This window comes from Amycolatopsis oliviviridis (assembly GCF_014654365.1).
GTDB lineage: Bacteria > Actinomycetota > Actinomycetes > Mycobacteriales > Pseudonocardiaceae > Amycolatopsis > Amycolatopsis oliviviridis.
Genome location: NZ_BNAY01000003.1, coordinates 979,919 through 996,979, shown reverse-complemented (window position 1 = coordinate 996,979; position 17,061 = coordinate 979,919). Strand labels below are relative to the sequence as shown.

Genomic DNA, 17,061 nt, shown 5'->3' with positions numbered 1-17,061 from the left:
CGTCCGACAGCCAGGCGGTGGCCGCGGCGACTTTCATCGCGCTGAACCCGGCCAGCTTTCCCTGGTCCATCAGTCCCAGGGTGCGGGGCAGACGGGTGGTCAACGCGTCGGCGGCGGCGACCATCGCACCCGCGTGATTGTCCACAAGAGACAGTTCGAGCGCGACCTCCTGTGTCACACTCCGCGCACTGTCGCGGTGCCGGTTCAGCTGAGCGATCGCCCGGAACCGGACCGCCTCCAGCTGCGCGATCCCCGCCGACGCCGCCTGCGCAACAGCAACACAATCGGCGTCGTCCAAAGAGAAGACGGCAGCGTTGACCGGCTCCAGACTTCCGGGTTCAGTGAGTTTTTCGAGTAATGCCACAGGTGTGGCTTCGCGTGTGTCCACCCGAGCAACATACGACCGACCACCGACAGTTTCCGATCACGCAGACACCGCAAGACATCGCCGATTTCCGGTAATGAGCAACCGGCAGTACGAGTGTTCGGTGTTCGGCCAGGACCGTTGGCCGAACACCGAACAGCTCACCCAGTTCAGTTCTTGTCGAGTGCGACCGCGATGTCCCCGATCGGCAGCGGGAAATCGCCGACCTTGCTCGCCGCGCCCGTCAGCAGGTTGACGGTGTAGAACGTCGACGGCGAGCCTGAAGGCGGGTTGAGCACGGCGAACGCGGTCACCGACGTCGTCTTGCCGTAGGTCAGATCGCTGAAGATGTCGAAGCCCGCGATCGGGCCGGTGTCGACTCCGAGCGCCCCGGTCGGGACCAGGAGCCCGGCGTTGGCGGGCGACTGGATGAGCACCTGGTCGGTGGCCGTGCCGATGTCGAACAACGTGGTGGCGGTGTCGGGGTTGAGATCGTTGTTCGTGTAGGCGGCGGCCGTGACCCCGGTGGTCGGCCCCGGAGTGGGCGGTGTGGTCAGCGCGGAGTCCGCGATCGTGACGTCACGGAGGTTGTGCCGCAGGTTCTGGCCGGTGTCGCTGATCACCCGGAGCCGGTCGGCGGCCGGGTTGAAGTCGACACCGAAGTTCGCGCCGTCCAACGCAATGGTGAGCTGCGAGACCTTCGTGACGGTGACGTCGTCCGCCTTCGATTTCGGCGTCGCGGGCGGGGTCGAGATCGTGTAGATGCAGCCCTTGTTCCCCACGCCGTACAGCAGGCCGTCCTGTACCCGGAAGTCGATGCCGATCAGGTACGTTTCCCCGCAGACGAGCCCCTTGACCAGCCGGACCCAGTTGAGTACCTGGGGCTGGTTGGCGTAGAAGGAGGCCATCAGCTTGCCGTCCGTCGAGATGGCGAACGTCGGCAGCTTCGCGGGTTGCGCCGAACTCGTGCCCGCGCCGCCGACGACGAGCGACGCCGCGACGGTCACCGTGGTGGCCGCCGCGATCAGAACCTTCTTGAGTCGTGCCCTCATCATCCGTACTCCCCTCACCGGAAACAGTGCGCTCACAAGCTATTCGGCCGCACTGGACGGCCATTGGACGTCGATTGGATCCGGCGTCCGGGCGCTTGCGGGCGGTGGGAAGCGGCGGAACAGTGGAAGGACAAAGGATTCAGGGGGAGCGATGACGATCAAGAACGTGCTCGCCGGTTCGGTGGTCCTGTGCGCCGGGCTCACGTTCGCGGGCGCCGACGAAGCGAGCGCCGCGCGGCCGTGCGCGTCCGGCGTCAAGACCATCAAACCGGTCGTACTCGAAGATCCCGGGAGGTGGACCTATACCTACGACCTCGCGTGGTGCGCGGACGGCGGGACGGTCGTCTGGGTCGAGCCGTCGGTGACCCCGCGGGTGCACGTCCCGGCCTGTAATTGGGTCGGCAGGATCGAGGAGTCGCTGCGGAAGCCCGTACGCGAAGGCGACCCGTGGACCGCCTTCGACATGAGCGAGTTCTCCTGCGCCGACAACGCGGGCAAGGAACACGGCGTCAACCCGTGGGTGGTCGTCAGCTTCGCCCCGTCGGGCGCGTACACCGTCACCAGCGGCATCGACCCGGCGTGAATCAGGCGCGGAGGATCGACTCGACGGCGGCCGCCGCCCGTTTCCGCAGCGCGCCGTAGCCGGCCTGGCCTGCCAGCGCGAGCGCCTGCCGGGCCCGGCCGACGTCACCGGTGGCGGTGGCGAGCCCGATGAGCGCGTCGACCTCGGGATACCGGTCGCCGGTTTCCCGCAGCAGGTCCAGTGCCTGCCGGTACCGGCGGACGGCGTCCTGCCGGTGACCCGCGCGCTGATGCACGCTCGCGAGCGCGACGAGCGCTTCGCCCTCACCGCGCGGTTCGCCGGTCTCGCGCGCGAGCCGAAGCCCGTCGCGCGCGTGGCCGAGCGCGTCGGTGACCCGGCCGAGGTCGCAGTACACCGAGGCGAGCCTGCCGAGCGTCTCCGCCTCGCCCGCGCGGTTCCCGGCCTCGCGGTGCAGGGCCAGCGCCTTGGCGAGCAGGCCCGCCGCCTCGGTGGCCCGGCCGCGAGCGTGCTGCACCTGACCGAGGTTGGCCAGGTTGATCGCCTCGCCGTAGCGCGAACCCATCCCGCGATACCGGCGCAGAGCCTGGACATAGTGCTCCGCCGCCGCGAGCAGATCGCCCATCTCCCAATGGACGAGCCCCAGATTGCCCAGCGCGACGGCCTCCCCGGCGGGTTTGCCGGCGCGCCTGCTCAACTCCAGCGCCCGGGAGAACCGCGCCGCGGCGGCCGGAAGCCGGCCGGACTGCCAGTACACGCACCCGAGGTTGCCCAGCACCGCGGCCTGCGCTTCGAGCCGGCCCGCCCGCCGGGCGAGCACGAGCGCGCCGGTGTAGTGCCGGACGGCCTCCCGGTACCGCCCCTGGCGGAAACTCAAGTCGGCGAGGCTGAACAGGGCCGAGGCGCGGGCACGGAGATCGTCCTCGTCCTCGGCGGCGGACAGCGCGGCCCGCGCGGCCGCCCGCCATTCCACCTGGCGCAACGACATCCAGAAGTAGCCGCGCAGGGCGTCGGCCAGCAGCCAGGCCACCGGACGCGGCCCCAGCCGCGCCGCGTCTTCGGCGACGGCGACCAGGTTGCACAGTTCGGTCTCCAGCCATTCCGCCGCGTTCTCCTTCGAGGCCGCGGGAGCCGGGCCGTCAGGTACGGACAGCGGGATCCGGAACATGTGCGGGTAAACGATTTTCGCCGCGCTGTCGACGCCGCGCAGATACCACTCGTGCAACCGGCGGCGGGCGGATCCGCTTTCGGCCGCGGATTCCCGCGACGTCAGCCGATCCGCGGCGTAGCGGCGGAGCAGGTCGTGGAAGTGGTACCGGCCCGGCGCGTGCTGCTCGACGAGGTGCGCGCCCGCGAGCGCGTCCAGGATCCCCTCCGCGCGCTCCACGCCGGTGAGGACCTCGACCGCTTCGACGCCGATGTCGTTGCCCGGCACCAGGCTCAGCAGCCGGAAGACCCGGCGCGTCTGGGCGGGCAAGGCCGCGTAGGACAGGTCGAAAGCTGTCCGGACGGCGATCTGCTCGTCACCCGGCACGGTGAGCGCGGCGAGCAGGTTGCCCTTGCGCAACTCGACGGCGTAGTCCCCGACGCTCTTCCCGGGATTGTCGGCGAGGTTGGCCGCGGCGATCCTCAGCGCCAGCGGCAGGTACGCGCACAGCCCGGCGATCTCGGCGGCCGCTTCGCGCTCGGCCCGGATCCACCCGGAACCGAGCACCCGCGCGAGCAACTCCAGCGCCTCGCCCGGATCCAGCATGCCCAGGATCAGCCGCCGGGCGCCGTGCAGGGCGACCAGGGTGGTCATCCGGTCCCGGGCGGTGACCAGCACCAGGCAGCCCGGCCCGGCGGGCAGCAGCGGCCGGATCTGGTCCACGTCGACCGCGTTGTCCAGCACCACCAACGCTTTCCGGTCGGTCATCAGCGTCCGGTACAGCGCGGACGCGGTCTCCGTGTCCGCGGGCAGGCGTTCGGCGGGGACCTCCAGCGCGGCCAGGAACCGGGTGAGCACTTCGAGCGCGGTCGCGGGCGGGCCGGGCGAATGACCGCGCAGGTTCGCGTAGAACTGCCCGTCGGGGAACCGGTCCTTCACCCGGTGCGCCCAGTGCACGGCCAGCGCGGTCTTCCCCGCGCCGGCGGGCCCCGTGACGGCCGCGAGCGCCACCGTGCCGCCGGAGCCGACCGATCTCGGCACCAATTCGTCCAAAATGGACAGTTCGGTGGCCCGGCCGGTGAAGCCGGGCGGTTCGGCGGGCAACTGCCGGGGGACCCGGGCGGCCGGACGCGGACCGGGCGGCGATTCCCCCTCGTCGAGCAGGGCCGCGTGCGCCGCGAGGAGTTCGGCCCCGGGTTCGACCCCCAGTTCTTCGACGAGCCGCCCGCGAACCTCCTGGTACAGCTGGAAAGCCGTCGCCCGCTGACCCGCGCCGTGGTACGCGCGGATCAGCCGGGCCTGGGCGGGCTCGTCCAGCGGCTGGTCTGCGGCCGCCTCGACAAGCTCGGTCAAGACCTCGTCGGCGGCACCGATGGCGAGCATCGCGTCGCCGTACCTGGCGAGCAGCGCGCGGCGTTCCGCGACCAGCGCCACGACCTTCGGATGCGTTGCGAGCGAAGGGATATCGGCCAGCGGCTTGCCTCGCCACCAGCGCAGGGCCTCGCCGAGCAGGGTCGCGGCACGGGCCGTCTCGCCGTCGCGCTGGGCGTCGTTCGCCTCGGCGGCGAGCGAGCGGACATGGGGCAGGTCGAGTTCGACGGCGTCCCAGCGCAGCGCGTACCCGCCGCCGCCATACGGCAGGATCTCGCTCCCGGACCGGGACGGACGGCCCGGTTCGAGGAGCCGGCGCAGGTGTTTGACGTGGGTCTGGAGGACGTTCACCGCGCTGCGCGGCGGCCGGTCACCCCAGAGCGCGTCCACCAGGTCCTGCTTGGACGTCGCCTCGCCGCCCGCCAGGACCAGCAAACCCAGTACGGCCCGGCGGCCCGGTGGACCGAGGTCGACTTCCGCGCCGTCGAGCCATACGCGCAACGAACCCAGCACTTGGATCCGCACAGCCGTCGGCGCCACCGGCAGGAACGTAGCGAGCCGTCCCGCGCCGCACAAGGAAGGGCCCGGCTTTTGGGCCGCTCAGGCTAACGCGGTTCGGCAGGCAGGAGGTCGTGCCCGTTCCAGGTGAACCGGGCTGTGGTGACCGCGTCGTCGCCGTCGCCGCCGGTGATGAGCTGATGGATCCCGACCCCGCCGAGTTCGGCGTAGGTGCACCATTCGTGGTCCGACGTCAGCATCAGGTCGAGGTCGAGCGCGGACAGCAGGCCGAACACCTGCCCCCGGTTGGTGGTGTCGACGCCGACGAACACCTCGTCGAGCAGGATCACCCTCGGTGCCTCGGGCGCGGCCTGATAGTGCGCGGCGACGGCGGCGAACAGCGGCAGGTGCAGCGCGATCGCCTTCTCCCCGCCGGAAAGCGCGCCGTGCAGCTTCTTGGTCAGCAGCTGCCAGCCCGCCCCGTTCGCGCGGTCCACCTTGACCACGAACCGGTGCCACGACGTGTAGTCGAAGACCTGCGCGAGCTGCTGTTCCCAGCTGGTCGCGGTGTCGTCCGCCTTCGCCTGCTCGACGCGCTCGCGGAAGAACTTGTGCAGCGACGCGCGGTCCTCGGTGGTCAGCTGGTCCGGATCCTTCAGCAGCAGGTCCCGCGCGGTCTTGGTGCCCGGCGGCAGATCCGGGGAGACCTGCCAGACCAGCCGGACGGCGACCCGGGACGCGGTCCGCACCCGTTCCAGCCGCGCGTTCATCCCGTCGACCAGGTCGTTGGCCTGCCGGATGCGGGCCGCGAGATGGCGGCGGGTCTCGCCGGTCAGCGTCTTGTCGAACAGGTCGCTCTCGCGGCCGGTGATCTCGTGCCTGCTCTGTTCCGCTTCCGCGTAAAGGATCTTCAGCAGCTCGGCCGCGCCGACCCGCAGCCCGTCGACGACGGCGGTGAAGATCTGGACGTCCTCGTCGGTCTCCAGATCGAGTTCCGCACGCGAGCTGAGCGTGTTCCGGCAGGTGTGCACCGCCTCGGAAAGCCGGTGCAGCGCCTCGCCGAGGTTGCCCGTCGCGTGCGGCACGGACGGCCACGCCGCGGCCACCAGGCGGGCCGTGTCGAGCGCCGACCGCACCCCGTCGGAGGCGGACAGGGTGGCCTGGAACTTCGGCAGGTCCTCGATCCCGCCGTCCGCCGGGAAGATCCCGGTGGCGAGCTTTCGGAACCGGAGCGCGGCGGCGTCCTGCTTCTTGGCGGCGTCCTCGCGGGCCCGCGCGTCGGTCGCGCGCCGGACGCCGAGCGCGCCCAGCGACACGGCCAGTTCCTTGGCGCGCGCGTTCGCGGCGCGGAGCTCGCCCGAGAGCTCACGCAGTTTCGTGCGCAGCCCGTCGATCTCGGCGAGCACTTCGCGCTGGCCGGTGCCGACGGATCCCTCGATCGCGTCGAGCATCGCGGTGAGCTTGGTGCGTTCGGCCTCCGCCTCGGAAGCCTCGTCCTCGCGCCGGGCCGCGTTCCCCTCGGACCGGTCCGCCTGTTCGGCGAACGTCTCGGCCCGCTGGGTCGCCGTGAGCAGGTTCCCGTTCTCGTACAACCAGTTCTCGCCCTGGTCGGAGTAGGTGCGCAGGGCCGTGGCGAGCGCGGCCAGCGGCGCGCGTTCGGTCGGCAGCCCGCTCTCCGACGCCTGGCCGGTCAGCTCGTGCAGGGCGGTCTTGGCCTCGGACTCCAGCGCGGAGACCGTCGTCTCAAGCTGCCGGACGGCGGCGTCGGCGGCGGTCAGATCGGCCTCGGCCGTGGTCAATTCCCCGGTCGCGGCGAGGAGATCTTCGTGACCGGGGCGGGCGGCGCGTTCGATCTTGATCAGTTCGCGCCTGCCGCGCAGCGCGGCCAGTTCGCCTTCCAGTTCGGCGATGGTCTTCTCCCGGACGGAGATCTCGTCCCGCAGTCCGGCGATCCGGCGTTCCCGGGCACGCAGGCGGGCGGAAGCGCCGATGTAGGCCGGGGCGTCCTTCGTCCAGCTGCCCGACAGGCTGCCCATCCGCCAGCCGCCGTCCGCGCCGATCGCGGCGGGACCGGCGGGGAGGACGTCGTCGAACGCGATCACCTCCAGCACCCGCCGGACCTTCGCGGGCGAGAGTTCCGCGTCGGGTTCCGGGACGAGGACGTCGGCGAGCGAACGGGGAGACGCGATCGGCAGCGACCCGGTCTCCAAGAGCACGTCATGCCCCTCGACGACCCCGTGGGAGTTCACCCAGGCGTCCAGCAGACCGGCGCCCTCGAGCGCGGCCTCGATGCCGGCGTGCGCGCTTTCCGGGACGGAGCCGGCGAAATCGACCAGCCGCCACAACGGCGCGCCGCTCATCTCGGCCCGGTCGGCGGTGCGGGTGCGCGGCGACTCGGGCTTGAGGACGTCCTCCGTTTCGAGCACACCCGCCTCGACGAGGAGTTCGTCGTGCTCGGCGCGCGCGGTGGCGATCGCGGCGCTGGTCGCCGACTCGCGCCGGATGATGTCTTCGAGCACGGTCTCGGCGACCGCGCTGATCCTGCCGAGCAGCGAGACCTCCGACTCGGCGTCCCGCACGAGCGCTTCCACGTCGGGGAACCGCAGCTCGCGGCAGCCGATCGCCCATTCGGCGAGCCGGGTGCGCAGATCGCTCAGCGCGAGCTCGCGGGTCGCCGTCGTCAGGTCCAGTTTCTCCTGCGCGGCCGCGAAATCCGACCGGACCCGGTCCAGATCCGCCTCAGCCTGGTGACGGCGGCCGACGGCGCGTTCGTGCTTGTCCAGCGCCCGGCCGACGGTCTCGGCCTGGTCGCGCTTGCCGCGGACGGCGGCCTGCAGCAACGGACGGAGCCGCACGGGTTCGTCCAGCCCGGAGACGAGTTCGTCGTGCACCCCGGCCAGATTCGCGCGGGTCGCGGCGGAGCGGACCTCGGTCTCCTGAGCGCGGACGAGGTCGGCCTGCCGTTTCGCGACCTGTTTCGCCGCCCGCGACCGCTCCTCGTCGGCGTCCGCCTCGGCCCGCAGGCGATCGGCGTCGGCGCGGAGCGATTCCGCCTTCTCCTTCGCGGCCAGTGTCCGCTGCCGCAGCTTGTCGAGCTCCTGGCCCTTTCGGTACGACTCGGACTCGGTCAGCCCGGCGAGACGGGCTTCGGTCTCCTCGACGTCCTTTTCGAGCTTCGCCGCGCGTTCCTCGGCGGCCTCCTTCTTCGCGGCGACCTCGTCGTGCTCCTCGGCCGAACGGCGGGCGGCCGCGGCGAGGTCGTCGAGTTCGGTGGTCGCTGAGATGAGGTTCGCGGCGCCCGCGCGCAGGACACGCTGGGCGTAGGTCTTCTGCCGCGCGGCGAGCGCGCGGGTCGCGTCGACCTCGGTCTCCAGCGAGCCCAGTCGTTCACGCTGCGCGTCGAGCCGTTCGAAGCCCTCGGCGAGATCCGCGATCTCCTGCTGTCCCAGCGGCGGGAGCGCGCGGGAGAGCAGGTTGGACAGCAGGCTCGGGTCGAGCCGCTGCGAGAGTTTGGGCATCCGCAGCTGAAGCAGCGCGGTGATCAGCGCGTCGTACCGCTGCTCGCTCAGGGTGGGGAACAGCTTCGCGCGGATCTCTGCGCGGTACTCGGCCGCGCCGGCGTGCACGGTCCCCTGCTCGCCGAGGGCCTCCTCCAGCGCGTTCTTGGTCAGCGGCTGGCCCGCCTCGTTGACCAGCGGAAGGCCGTCACCGACACGCAGGTCGGTGGTGAAGAAGTCGGCGTGCACCGTGCTGGTGTGCGTGCTCGCCTGCAGTCGCGCGCCGCAGGTGAACCACTTGTCCCCGGCCATGCCGAATTCGAGCCAGACGAACCCGACCCGCGTGGCGCCGGACGCGCCCTCGCCCATCAGGTTCCAGTGCATGCTGCGTTCGCTCGTGCCGAAGGTCGACAGCCGGTTCGCGCGCAGGCTCGCGTCGAACAGGAACGGCAGCAGCAGCTCCAGCGCCTTGGACTTCCCACTCCCGTTGGGGCCGCGCAGCAGCAGGCGCCCGTCGTGGAACTCGAAGATCTCGTCGTAGTAGCGCCAGATGTTGAGGATGCCCGCGCGGGACGGGACCCACCTCGTCACGGTCACGGCGCCTCCTCGTTTCGGTCGGTGTACCTCGCGGCGGCCGGGAGCGGCCGGACGAGTTCGGCTTCGGTGCGGACCAGCCCGAAACCGGTCAGCACGGCGAGCGCGTCGACGGTCAGCCTTCGCACGCCGTCCTTGCCCCGGTAGGTCTTGGCCCACCGCGGGAAGCGTTTCAGCAGCTTGGCGGTGGCGTTGCGCAGGTAATCGGTCGTCCGCGGCTCGTCCAGCGCGTCGAGCAGCAGGAGCGCGGCGACCTTGGCGTTGCTGCCGTCGTCCGGGAAGCGTTCGTCGGTCGACAGGCCGTCGACGTCGACGAGCAGCAGGCCCTCCGCGCGTTCTTCGAGGACGAAACCGCCCTGTTCGGCGGCGCGTCGCAGCAACTGGCGCCCGGTCGGCGAGCCGAGGTACGCGCGCTCCTCGGCGGTCAGTTCGGCGAAGTACAGCACCGGGTCGTCCACGAGACGGCGGAAGACGGTGTGCCGGAGCCACAGGTTCCGCTGGACGTCGGACGCGCTCGGCGTGTCCTCGTGGCGGCCCGACGAGAGGCCGTAGCGCTGCTCGTGCGACACCGCCTCCAGCAGTTCCTCGAACCGCAGCGCGACGTCGTCGGCGGGCACGGCGAGCTGCGAGGGGCCGACCGGCGCGGCCAGCATCCGCAGCAACAGGGTCGCGTCGACGCGGAACAGCACCTTCGCGGTCGTGTCGTCCACAAAGGACTCGGCGTCGCCGTCGGCGGTTTCGAGGACGCCGTAGGACTCCAGCAGCTTGAGGACGTCCACGAACGCGAGCCGCTCGGCGCGGGAGCCGGTGTCGAACGCCGTGACGAGGTCGTCCGCGGCGCTGGCCCTGGCGACGCGGTCGGCGAGCAGGCGAATGGTGGTCACCGGCACCGTCAGGAGTTCGGCCGCCGCCACGCACAGCAGGACGTAGCGGCGGCGGTCGAACGCCGCGCGCCCGGACCGCAGCCGCCGGGCGGGACGGCTCGGGTCGGCTGCGGCGCGGACCTTGACCAGCCGGGCGTAGCCGAGCCGGGGTTCGACGGTGAGTGTCCAGCCGCAGTAGTACTCGAACCACTGCCGGATGGGTTCGCGGCGGCGCCGGATGAGGTCGAAGATCTCGGGGGAGCCGCGTTCGCCGATCAGCGGGGTGGCCAGCAGGGCCCGGATCCCGCGTGCGACCTCTTCGCGCTCCGCGATGACCAGTTGGTTCGTGAGGCTCACGCACCGCCTCCGGCCGTGCTGATCTCGATCTCGTAGTCGGGGCCGCGGAAGACGCCGCTCGTGGTGGTCAGGCGCGCGACCGCCCCGCGCGGTGGCGGCCGGAGGACGATCTCGATCTGCCCGTCGGACGTCGTGCTCCGCCGGGTGCCGTCCGCGCCGACGGCGGTGCCCAGTGCCTGGCCCAGCAGGTCCAGCAGCCGCTCGAAAACGGTGTGGTCCAGCTTCTCGAACGCCGAAAGCCGCACGACCCCGCCGGTGTCGAGCATGCTCCACGCCGCTTCGAGTTCGGCGCGCTCTTCCAGGGCTCGCACCGCTCTCGCGGCCCTGATCTCGGTGACGTCGCGGACCCTGCCGGTCTTGGTGAACCGCTCGGTGCGGCCCGCGGACCGGAGCAGTTCGGAGACCTCCACCGGCGGCGCGTCGAGCCACGACGCCGTCGTGCTGACCACTTCCGGGTCCGCGTGGGCGAGATGCGCGTGCCGCGCGGAACTCAGCCCGAACATCGTGGACCACAGGCGATGCAGGTCCTCCTGAGCCGGGACGACGGTGAACCACCGCGCCAGCTCGCGGAAGTCCGCGACCGCGCTGCTCGCCCGCCGCCGCGACTCGGTGATCCGGTCGAGTACTTGGAGGAGCGTGATGATCGCCCGCCGCGCGACCTGATGGAGGTCCTCGACACGCGGCGTCGCGCCGTCCTCGGGCAGGAACCACGCGCGAAGCCCGTCCCAGCGGGCCTTGCGCGTCCGCAACCAGCGCTGATCCGGGCTTTGCAGGGTCGCGCCGTTCAACGCCCGCCGGTGCACGCGGTCGATGCCGTGGTCGTCGATCTCCTTGATGCGGGTGGCGATCGTGTGGGTGTGGTGCTCCAGGTCGTTCAGGAACTCTTGGAGGTAGGCGACCGTGGACGCCTTGACCTCGTGAAACGTCGCGAGGTCGGCTTCGGCGTGCAGAAGGCGCTGGAGGTCGCCGTTGAAGCGCTTCGTGTTGTCCCGGAACGCCTCAAGATGGCTCTCGACCTCGGTGAGCGTGCCGAACACGCGCCTGTCGGTGCCGTCTTCGAGCTGCTTCGCGAGCTCCCCGAGCCGCTCACCCAGCGCTTCGAGCGTGGCCGTCTGCAACGCGCCGGTGGCGTTGAGCACCTCGTGCGCGCGGACCACGCCCGCGTACGCCGCTTCGCCCAGCCTGGTCAGTGAGTACTGGAGATTGCGGCGCTCGTACTCGGACGCCGTCCGGTAATCGCCCGCGTGGCTCTGGACGACGTCGAGGAGCTTGTCGTTCCGCAACTGGTCCAGCGCGCTGACCAGGTCCTCGTCGGCCAGCGTCTCCAGCCAGCCGACCGCCCGCAGCTCCGTGCGGACGTCGTCGATCCCGAGCGCCGTCTCCAGCCGCTCGTTCGCCTCGCCGAAGGCGTGCAGGATCGCCAGGGGGAGCCCGGATCTGCTGCCGTCGGTGAAACGGAACAGGTCAGGCGGTACACGGAACGGATCCATGTGTCCTCCGGCGGATGTGCGTGGGGTAACACGTTAGGGGGTCACCCAGGCGAAGCTGAACGGGCCGCCCTTTTCACGCTGAGTGCTCACGTGGTGAAAAGGCTGAGGTGGACGGTGGCCCCGTCGACGGTGACCTCGCGGTACACGCGGCGACCGTCGATGAGCTGGTCGTCCTTCATGGCCCCGGGTGCGAAGCCCGACGCCGCGAGCAGCTTGGGAACGTCCTCGGCCGGAAGCGTGAGGACGACGCGGTACATCACGTCGATGCCCCGCTCGTACTTCGTGTCCAGCACCTCGCCGCTCGCGGGCATCGAGATCCCGCCGAACTTGAAGGCCTCTTCGGGCTTCGGCGCTTCTGGTGGCGTTGCGCAGCCGGCGAGCAGGAGAAGGGCGAGGGCGGCGAGCAGGAGCTTCACCTAGCGTGAGACGCACGGCGGACGTAAGCGTTCCGTCACACTTGGACGGGGATGACAGGGACGGTCCGACACGTTGTACTGGGTGTCAACGACCAGAGGAGATCAACAGTGACGGAAAAGGCTGTTCTCGCGGGCGGCTGCTTCTGGGGCATGCAGGACCTGTTCCGCCGGCACCCCGGAGTCGTCTCCACCAGGGTCGGCTACACCGGCGGCGACGTGCCGAACGCGACCTACCGCAACCACGGCTCGCACGCCGAAGGCATCGAGATCGTCTTCGACCCGGCCCAGCTGTCGTATCGGCAGATCCTGGAGTTCTTCTTCCAGATCCACGACCCGACGACCCGGAACCGACAGGGCAACGACATCGGCACGAGCTACCGGTCGGCGATCTACTACACCGACGACACGCAGAAGCAGGTCGCCGAACAGACGATCGCCGACGTCGACGCCTCCGGCAAGTGGCCGGGCAAGGTCGTCACCGAGGTGACCCAGGCCGGCGACTTCTGGGAAGCCGAGCCCGAGCACCAGGACTACCTGGAGCGCATCCCGAACGGCTACACCTGCCACTACGTGCGGCCGGAATGGCAACTCGGCGAGCGCTGATCGTCGCGCTGCACGTCTCGCCCGTGCACGCCTACGAGGGCCGTCCTTCTGACGGCCCTCGTCCGGACCCGCTGCCGGTCTCGCGCGACCTCGTCGAGGTGCGCGCGGGACTGGGGCTGGTGGGGGATCGGTACTTCAACCACCCCGCCCATCGCTCGGCCGCGGTGACGCTCTTCTCCGCGTCCGTACCCGGCGATCCGCTGCTGGCTCGGCGGAACATCGTGCTTTCGGGCTTCGATGTGGACGCTCTGCCTCGGGGCTCTGTTCTTGTTTTGAACTCGGGCGACGGTCCGGTGCGCTTCGAGGTGCACCGGCCCGCGAACCCCTGCGGGTGGATAGACGTCGTCTACCCTCGCGGCACTTTTGCTGCTCTGCGAGGCCGCGGCGGAAAGCGCTGCGTGCCGCTTGATGACGGCGTCCTACGTGTCGGTCCGGTAGAGATCTCGTAGCCCCGCTTTGATCTGCTCAGGCGTCATGCTTTGCCGCTGGTAGACGTACTGCGCTGCGGCCAGTGGTGCGAGCAGCGCGTCGGCCCTGAATCGAGCCATCGAAACAGCGGGGTGGCAGCATTGACTTTATCTTCAAGTTCAATTGGCCAGCCGTCCCGTCCAGCAATGAGGCTGCTGTAATTATTGAGATTCAGAAGAGATGCGGCTTCTCGGCATCGTCGATACGAGGTGGCTTGGTCATAGCCACGGGTGCCGGTAGCACTCCGGAATCTTGCAGATCTTTTGTGTCGACAAGTTCTTTGTGCAGGATTTCTTCGAGTATGGCTTCTTGTTCGTGCTCCAGTTTTATACAGTTTTCGAGTATGGTCAGAAGCATCAGTAGCTCGTCTGTGAATTGTCGCGTCCAGTTGGAGCAGTTGATGTCATCGAGAGGGGACGTCCTACGTTTGTGGCGAGGTTGCGCGAGCCTGTAGTCGATCCATTTTCGAACAACCTTTAGGCCGCTTACTTCGTACTCAAAAGCGGCCTTGGATATCGGGCTGATCTGGCCGGCTCCCAAGTGTAGTGTCTGGCTTTCAGGCTCGTAGAAAAAGTCATTCGGCATTTCATCGGATGTGTCAGGAATGGGAATCATTACTCTGGGTCCGGTTCGCTCGACCAGCTCGAGTAATCCGTTGGGTCGGTTCGCTGAATTGTCGACATAACGTTCGCCGTAGGTATGAAGCCACACTACGTTCCTGCCTAATTCAACGGCCTTGTTCCACGTTGTCCGCGAGGTAGTGAGAGGGATGCGTATTCCTGGCCTCTGAAGCTCTTTTCGGAACTTGGCAGTGTAGCCTGAATGTGCTGCGACAGCCGCAATGTATGCTAGTAAGTCTTCGCCGGATACTTCGATACGCAGTTTTTTCTTGAGAAGTTCGATCAATCCAGGAGAAAAGTTCCCCGAGATGGCCCCAGCGTCTCGGTAGAGAGGAAGTACGCGCCCGGCACGTACATTGTAGTGGTGTAGGTCAGGAATTAGGGAAGTAAATGTAATCCCTGGCCCCACGTTGATTGGATGCGAATTTTGCTCTGTGATGTAGACCTGCCTGTCCGAACGCACTGCCCATAAAGGTGGTCGTGCCACGGCCATAAGTCGGTTGTCAGGAATGATCCATTGTCGATCGAACGATCGGTATCCGACGCGAACAGGGTCTGGTACTTCTCCGTCCTCTTCGGCGATACTCCGCGTAATCCCGGTGAAACCAGGAAGCGGTGCTACGATACTGTGTACGTTGCGATCTCTTGCCTCGTTGAATAAGATGCGTCGACGCTCAGTATCTGCTCGAATGAGAGTACTCCACCTTTGACTCAGTGTGTGAGGATCTGGAGCGTAAACCCACGCTCGCCCAGTGGTCACTCCGCGCGCTGTCCATGGCATTAGATCACACAGCTGCGGATAACTATCCCAGGCTGTTTCCTCACGAGGAAGAAATGGAAGTTGCCAACCATTCGAACACTTCTTCCAGCGCGAAATGTCAAGCCGTACTGACTGAAGATCGTTGAACTTCTCCAGTTGTGTGCCACTGACAGACAGGAAATGAACATCGGCGGCGTTATTTCTGTCAAGGGAACCGTACCGTGCGAAGACTCCGATGCAAAGTTGTCGCTGAACGTCTCCAAATATCCTTGTGCTCGTGTTGGATCTATTCCCTTCGGGGGAAACGTTAATTATCCAGCCTTCATCACATGTGCGCCTTAGGTACTCGCGCATCCCGGCAAATGCCTTGCCTGTGGTGTAACTGGAGGGCGTAACAAAGGCAACTATTCCTGTCGGCTGATCCTGGTGTGCGTCAAAAACTTTCCAGAGTGCCCAGCGCCAAAAGTACCAGTGAAGAGCGTGGAGATCAGACTCGTATCGCCCCTGTCCCGCTGCGCGGAACTCGTCTAGGGACGGTCGTCTGAGATTAGCGGAATAAGAGGGTGGTCCCGCCTTGCGGCGATCCTCAATCCACGAGGCGTGTCCCCTTGCATTTTCAACGTGCGGAGGGTTTCCGATTATCACCATGACTTGGGCTTCACGCTTTATTCTGTTCGCTTCGGCACGTGACCGTTCAATGATCTTGTATGCGGAACGAATGCGACCTTGTTGTGCCTCGGGGTTCTCCAATGCATCTGTCAGAAACCTTGCTTCGGTGCGTGGAATGTCGGTGTTGAACCTCATTTTCAGTGCTTGATGAAGGCGGAGTTCGGCGACTGCATAAGGAGCAACCTGGCGTTCGAACCCGACAAGACGCTTTTGGAAAAGTTCGCGAAGACGTGCCGGTCTGGCTCCCTCGCCTTGCTTTTCATCGATAGTGTCGGCAACAGCTCGAATAACTTCGACCAAAAATGTTCCTGTTCCCATTGCTGGGTCTACGACAACTACATCGTCTGCTGCGAATCCCCAGGGCCGCTTTAAGCGCTTACGCAGGATCTCGTCGACAAAGTCGACCATAAAACGAGCTACGGGCTCAGGGGTGTAGTAGGAGCCACTTTTTTTGCGGAGTTTGGCGTCATACTCTGCAAGAAACTGTTCGTATAGTTCGATGTAAATATTAGTTTTTCCATCGTCGAACTTCGCCCAGTCGACGGCGCCGATAACGCGACGAAGTGTCTCGACTATGCGAAGCTCTTCAGTGGATTCATTATCGGTCAGAACTGCAAAAGATTTGCCAATTAAAGAATGTTTCTTCCCGAGTTGGCGTGCGATTTCATGAACGGGCGTGTTGTCAAAGTTGATTCCATTGATGCGAGCAAGAAGCATTGCAAAAGTTACGGTTTGAGCATAGGCGTCACTGAAAGTCCCATCGTCGAGATCGGGGAATAGTAGGTCGCGCCAGTCATCGGCAAGGAGTGTCAAGTCGTCATACGCGGCATGTTGGGGCGCTGCACCTAAAATCGCTTCTACTTCGTCCCGAAGAAGGCGGCAGAGGCCGGCGGTTATCTTGATCAGGTTCATCAGTGTTCGTGGCTGTTCTGGCTCCCAGAGTAAGAACTCTCGAACTAGCAGTTCAAACTTGTGATCTTCAGGGTGGAGCGGGTTGCGGCTGTTGGTCAAGCTGCCGGCGAGGCGGACGGCGGAACCTCTTGGCTCACCAAAACTGAACCGTCTCCAGTTGATTCCGTCTGTGTAGATAATATTAGGAAGCGATTTCAGTTTCTCCCATTGTTCCTTTTCGCGCTTATTTGGTCTCCAGTCGGGTGGAATATTTCGCCCGGGAGCCTTTAGTTCGATGTACCCAATTCTTGAATTTCCGACATCGACCGCGTAGTCAGGGCGTGCTCGAATGTCTTTCAGGTCGACTTCGCCATAAGCGACTGCGTCGAGGCCGATGTGGACGCTCAACCGTCTCAGCAGAATCTCGACCGGGCCACGGAGTTGATCTTCTTCTTGGCCGCCTCGGCCAAGTTTCTCGGCGACCATTCTTCCGAAGTCGGTTACGGCTTCGATTACCAAACTCTGTGTTTTGGTATCGGGAAGCCGTCTTTCGCTGCGTTTGCGCCGACCCAGTGCGTCTGGCATGAGAGCTCCCCGAACTCGTTCGCTGAAGCCGTGCGCATTCCAGAATGACTGAGTCCGTGGCAACTACCAAGAGGTCGTTGGCGTGAATCTTGGGCTGGGCTCTGTCGCGTGCTGGCCTGCCTACCTGTAGGCATCCGACCAAATGGTCCACGGACGCGACTGTCCTTTGATCAACTTCTCGGGCTTTCGGCTGACTTCGGACATGTGGGCGCAAGATCATTTAGCTTCATCGTTCCCGCTGGTGGCGGGACCTCTGGCGACCGATCCGCCGATTG

Annotated in this window: 11 protein-coding genes and 1 pseudogene; 3 read left to right on the top strand and 9 right to left on the bottom strand. The window is 66.8% G+C overall.

All coding sequences use genetic code 11. The features are described from left to right. A pseudogene (locus IE302_RS17760) lies at nucleotides 1–328 on the bottom strand (HNH endonuclease); the annotation flags it as partial. Between the two features lie 206 nt (nucleotides 329–534). Beyond that, a complete protein-coding gene (locus tag IE302_RS17755; protein WP_229907817.1) occupies nucleotides 535–1,419 on the bottom strand; it encodes a DUF4394 domain-containing protein in 885 nt (294 codons plus the stop codon). Between the two features lie 148 nt (nucleotides 1,420–1,567). On the opposite strand from IE302_RS17755, the gene IE302_RS17750 reads away from it, so the two are divergent. Then, nucleotides 1,568–1,999 (top strand): hypothetical protein, encoded by a 432-nt coding sequence (locus IE302_RS17750; RefSeq protein ID WP_191255583.1) that lies wholly within the window; start codon nucleotides 1,568–1,570, stop codon nucleotides 1,997–1,999. 1 nt (nucleotide 2,000) lies between these two features. Here the strand turns inward: IE302_RS17750 and IE302_RS17745 are convergent, their stop codons facing one another. From IE302_RS17745 to IE302_RS17725, 5 genes are all read right to left on the bottom strand, one after another. Further along, a complete protein-coding gene (locus IE302_RS17745; protein WP_229907816.1) occupies nucleotides 2,001–5,015 on the bottom strand; it encodes an AfsR/SARP family transcriptional regulator in 3,015 nt (1,004 codons plus the stop codon). Nucleotides 5,016–5,080: 65 nt separating this feature from the next. Next, a complete protein-coding gene (locus IE302_RS17740) occupies nucleotides 5,081–9,067 on the bottom strand; it encodes a TIGR02680 family protein (RefSeq protein ID WP_191255582.1) in 3,987 nt (1,328 codons plus the stop codon). Next, complete coding sequence (locus IE302_RS17735; RefSeq protein WP_191255581.1) at nucleotides 9,064–10,284, bottom strand: TIGR02678 family protein; 1,221 nt, start codon at nucleotides 10,282–10,284, stop codon at nucleotides 9,064–9,066. Before IE302_RS17735 ends, IE302_RS17740 begins: the two co-directional genes overlap by 4 nt. Next, on the bottom strand, nucleotides 10,281–11,774 hold the full coding sequence (locus IE302_RS17730) for a TIGR02677 family protein (RefSeq protein WP_191255580.1): 1,494 nt from the start codon (nucleotides 11,772–11,774) through the stop codon (nucleotides 10,281–10,283). The genes IE302_RS17735 and IE302_RS17730 overlap by 4 nt, the downstream gene beginning before the upstream one ends. 86 nt (nucleotides 11,775–11,860) lie before the next feature. Beyond that, the gene (locus IE302_RS17725; RefSeq protein WP_191255579.1) at nucleotides 11,861–12,190 is read right to left on the bottom strand and encodes a hypothetical protein; all 330 of its coding nucleotides are present in this window, start codon (nucleotides 12,188–12,190) and stop codon (nucleotides 11,861–11,863) included. 108 nt (nucleotides 12,191–12,298) lie between these two features. On the opposite strand from IE302_RS17725, the gene msrA reads away from it, so the two are divergent. Continuing rightward, a complete protein-coding gene (msrA, locus tag IE302_RS17720; RefSeq protein WP_229907815.1) occupies nucleotides 12,299–12,793 on the top strand; it encodes a peptide-methionine (S)-S-oxide reductase MsrA in 495 nt (164 codons plus the stop codon). Beyond that, nucleotides 12,772–13,242 (top strand): MOSC domain-containing protein, encoded by a 471-nt coding sequence (locus IE302_RS17715; protein ID WP_191255577.1) that lies wholly within the window; start codon nucleotides 12,772–12,774, stop codon nucleotides 13,240–13,242. The genes msrA and IE302_RS17715 overlap by 22 nt, the downstream gene beginning before the upstream one ends. Here IE302_RS17715 and IE302_RS43085 read toward each other — a convergent pair. Together IE302_RS43085 and IE302_RS17705 are read right to left on the bottom strand one after the other, a co-directional pair. Continuing rightward, the gene (locus IE302_RS43085; RefSeq protein WP_268246759.1) at nucleotides 13,213–13,341 is read right to left on the bottom strand and encodes a hypothetical protein; all 129 of its coding nucleotides are present in this window, start codon (nucleotides 13,339–13,341) and stop codon (nucleotides 13,213–13,215) included. The genes IE302_RS17715 and IE302_RS43085 overlap by 30 nt on opposite strands. Before the next feature lie 91 nt (nucleotides 13,342–13,432). After that, on the bottom strand, nucleotides 13,433–16,786 hold the full coding sequence (locus IE302_RS17705) for a type ISP restriction/modification enzyme (protein WP_191255576.1): 3,354 nt from the start codon (nucleotides 16,784–16,786) through the stop codon (nucleotides 13,433–13,435). Nucleotides 16,787–17,061: the final 275 nt, after the last annotated feature.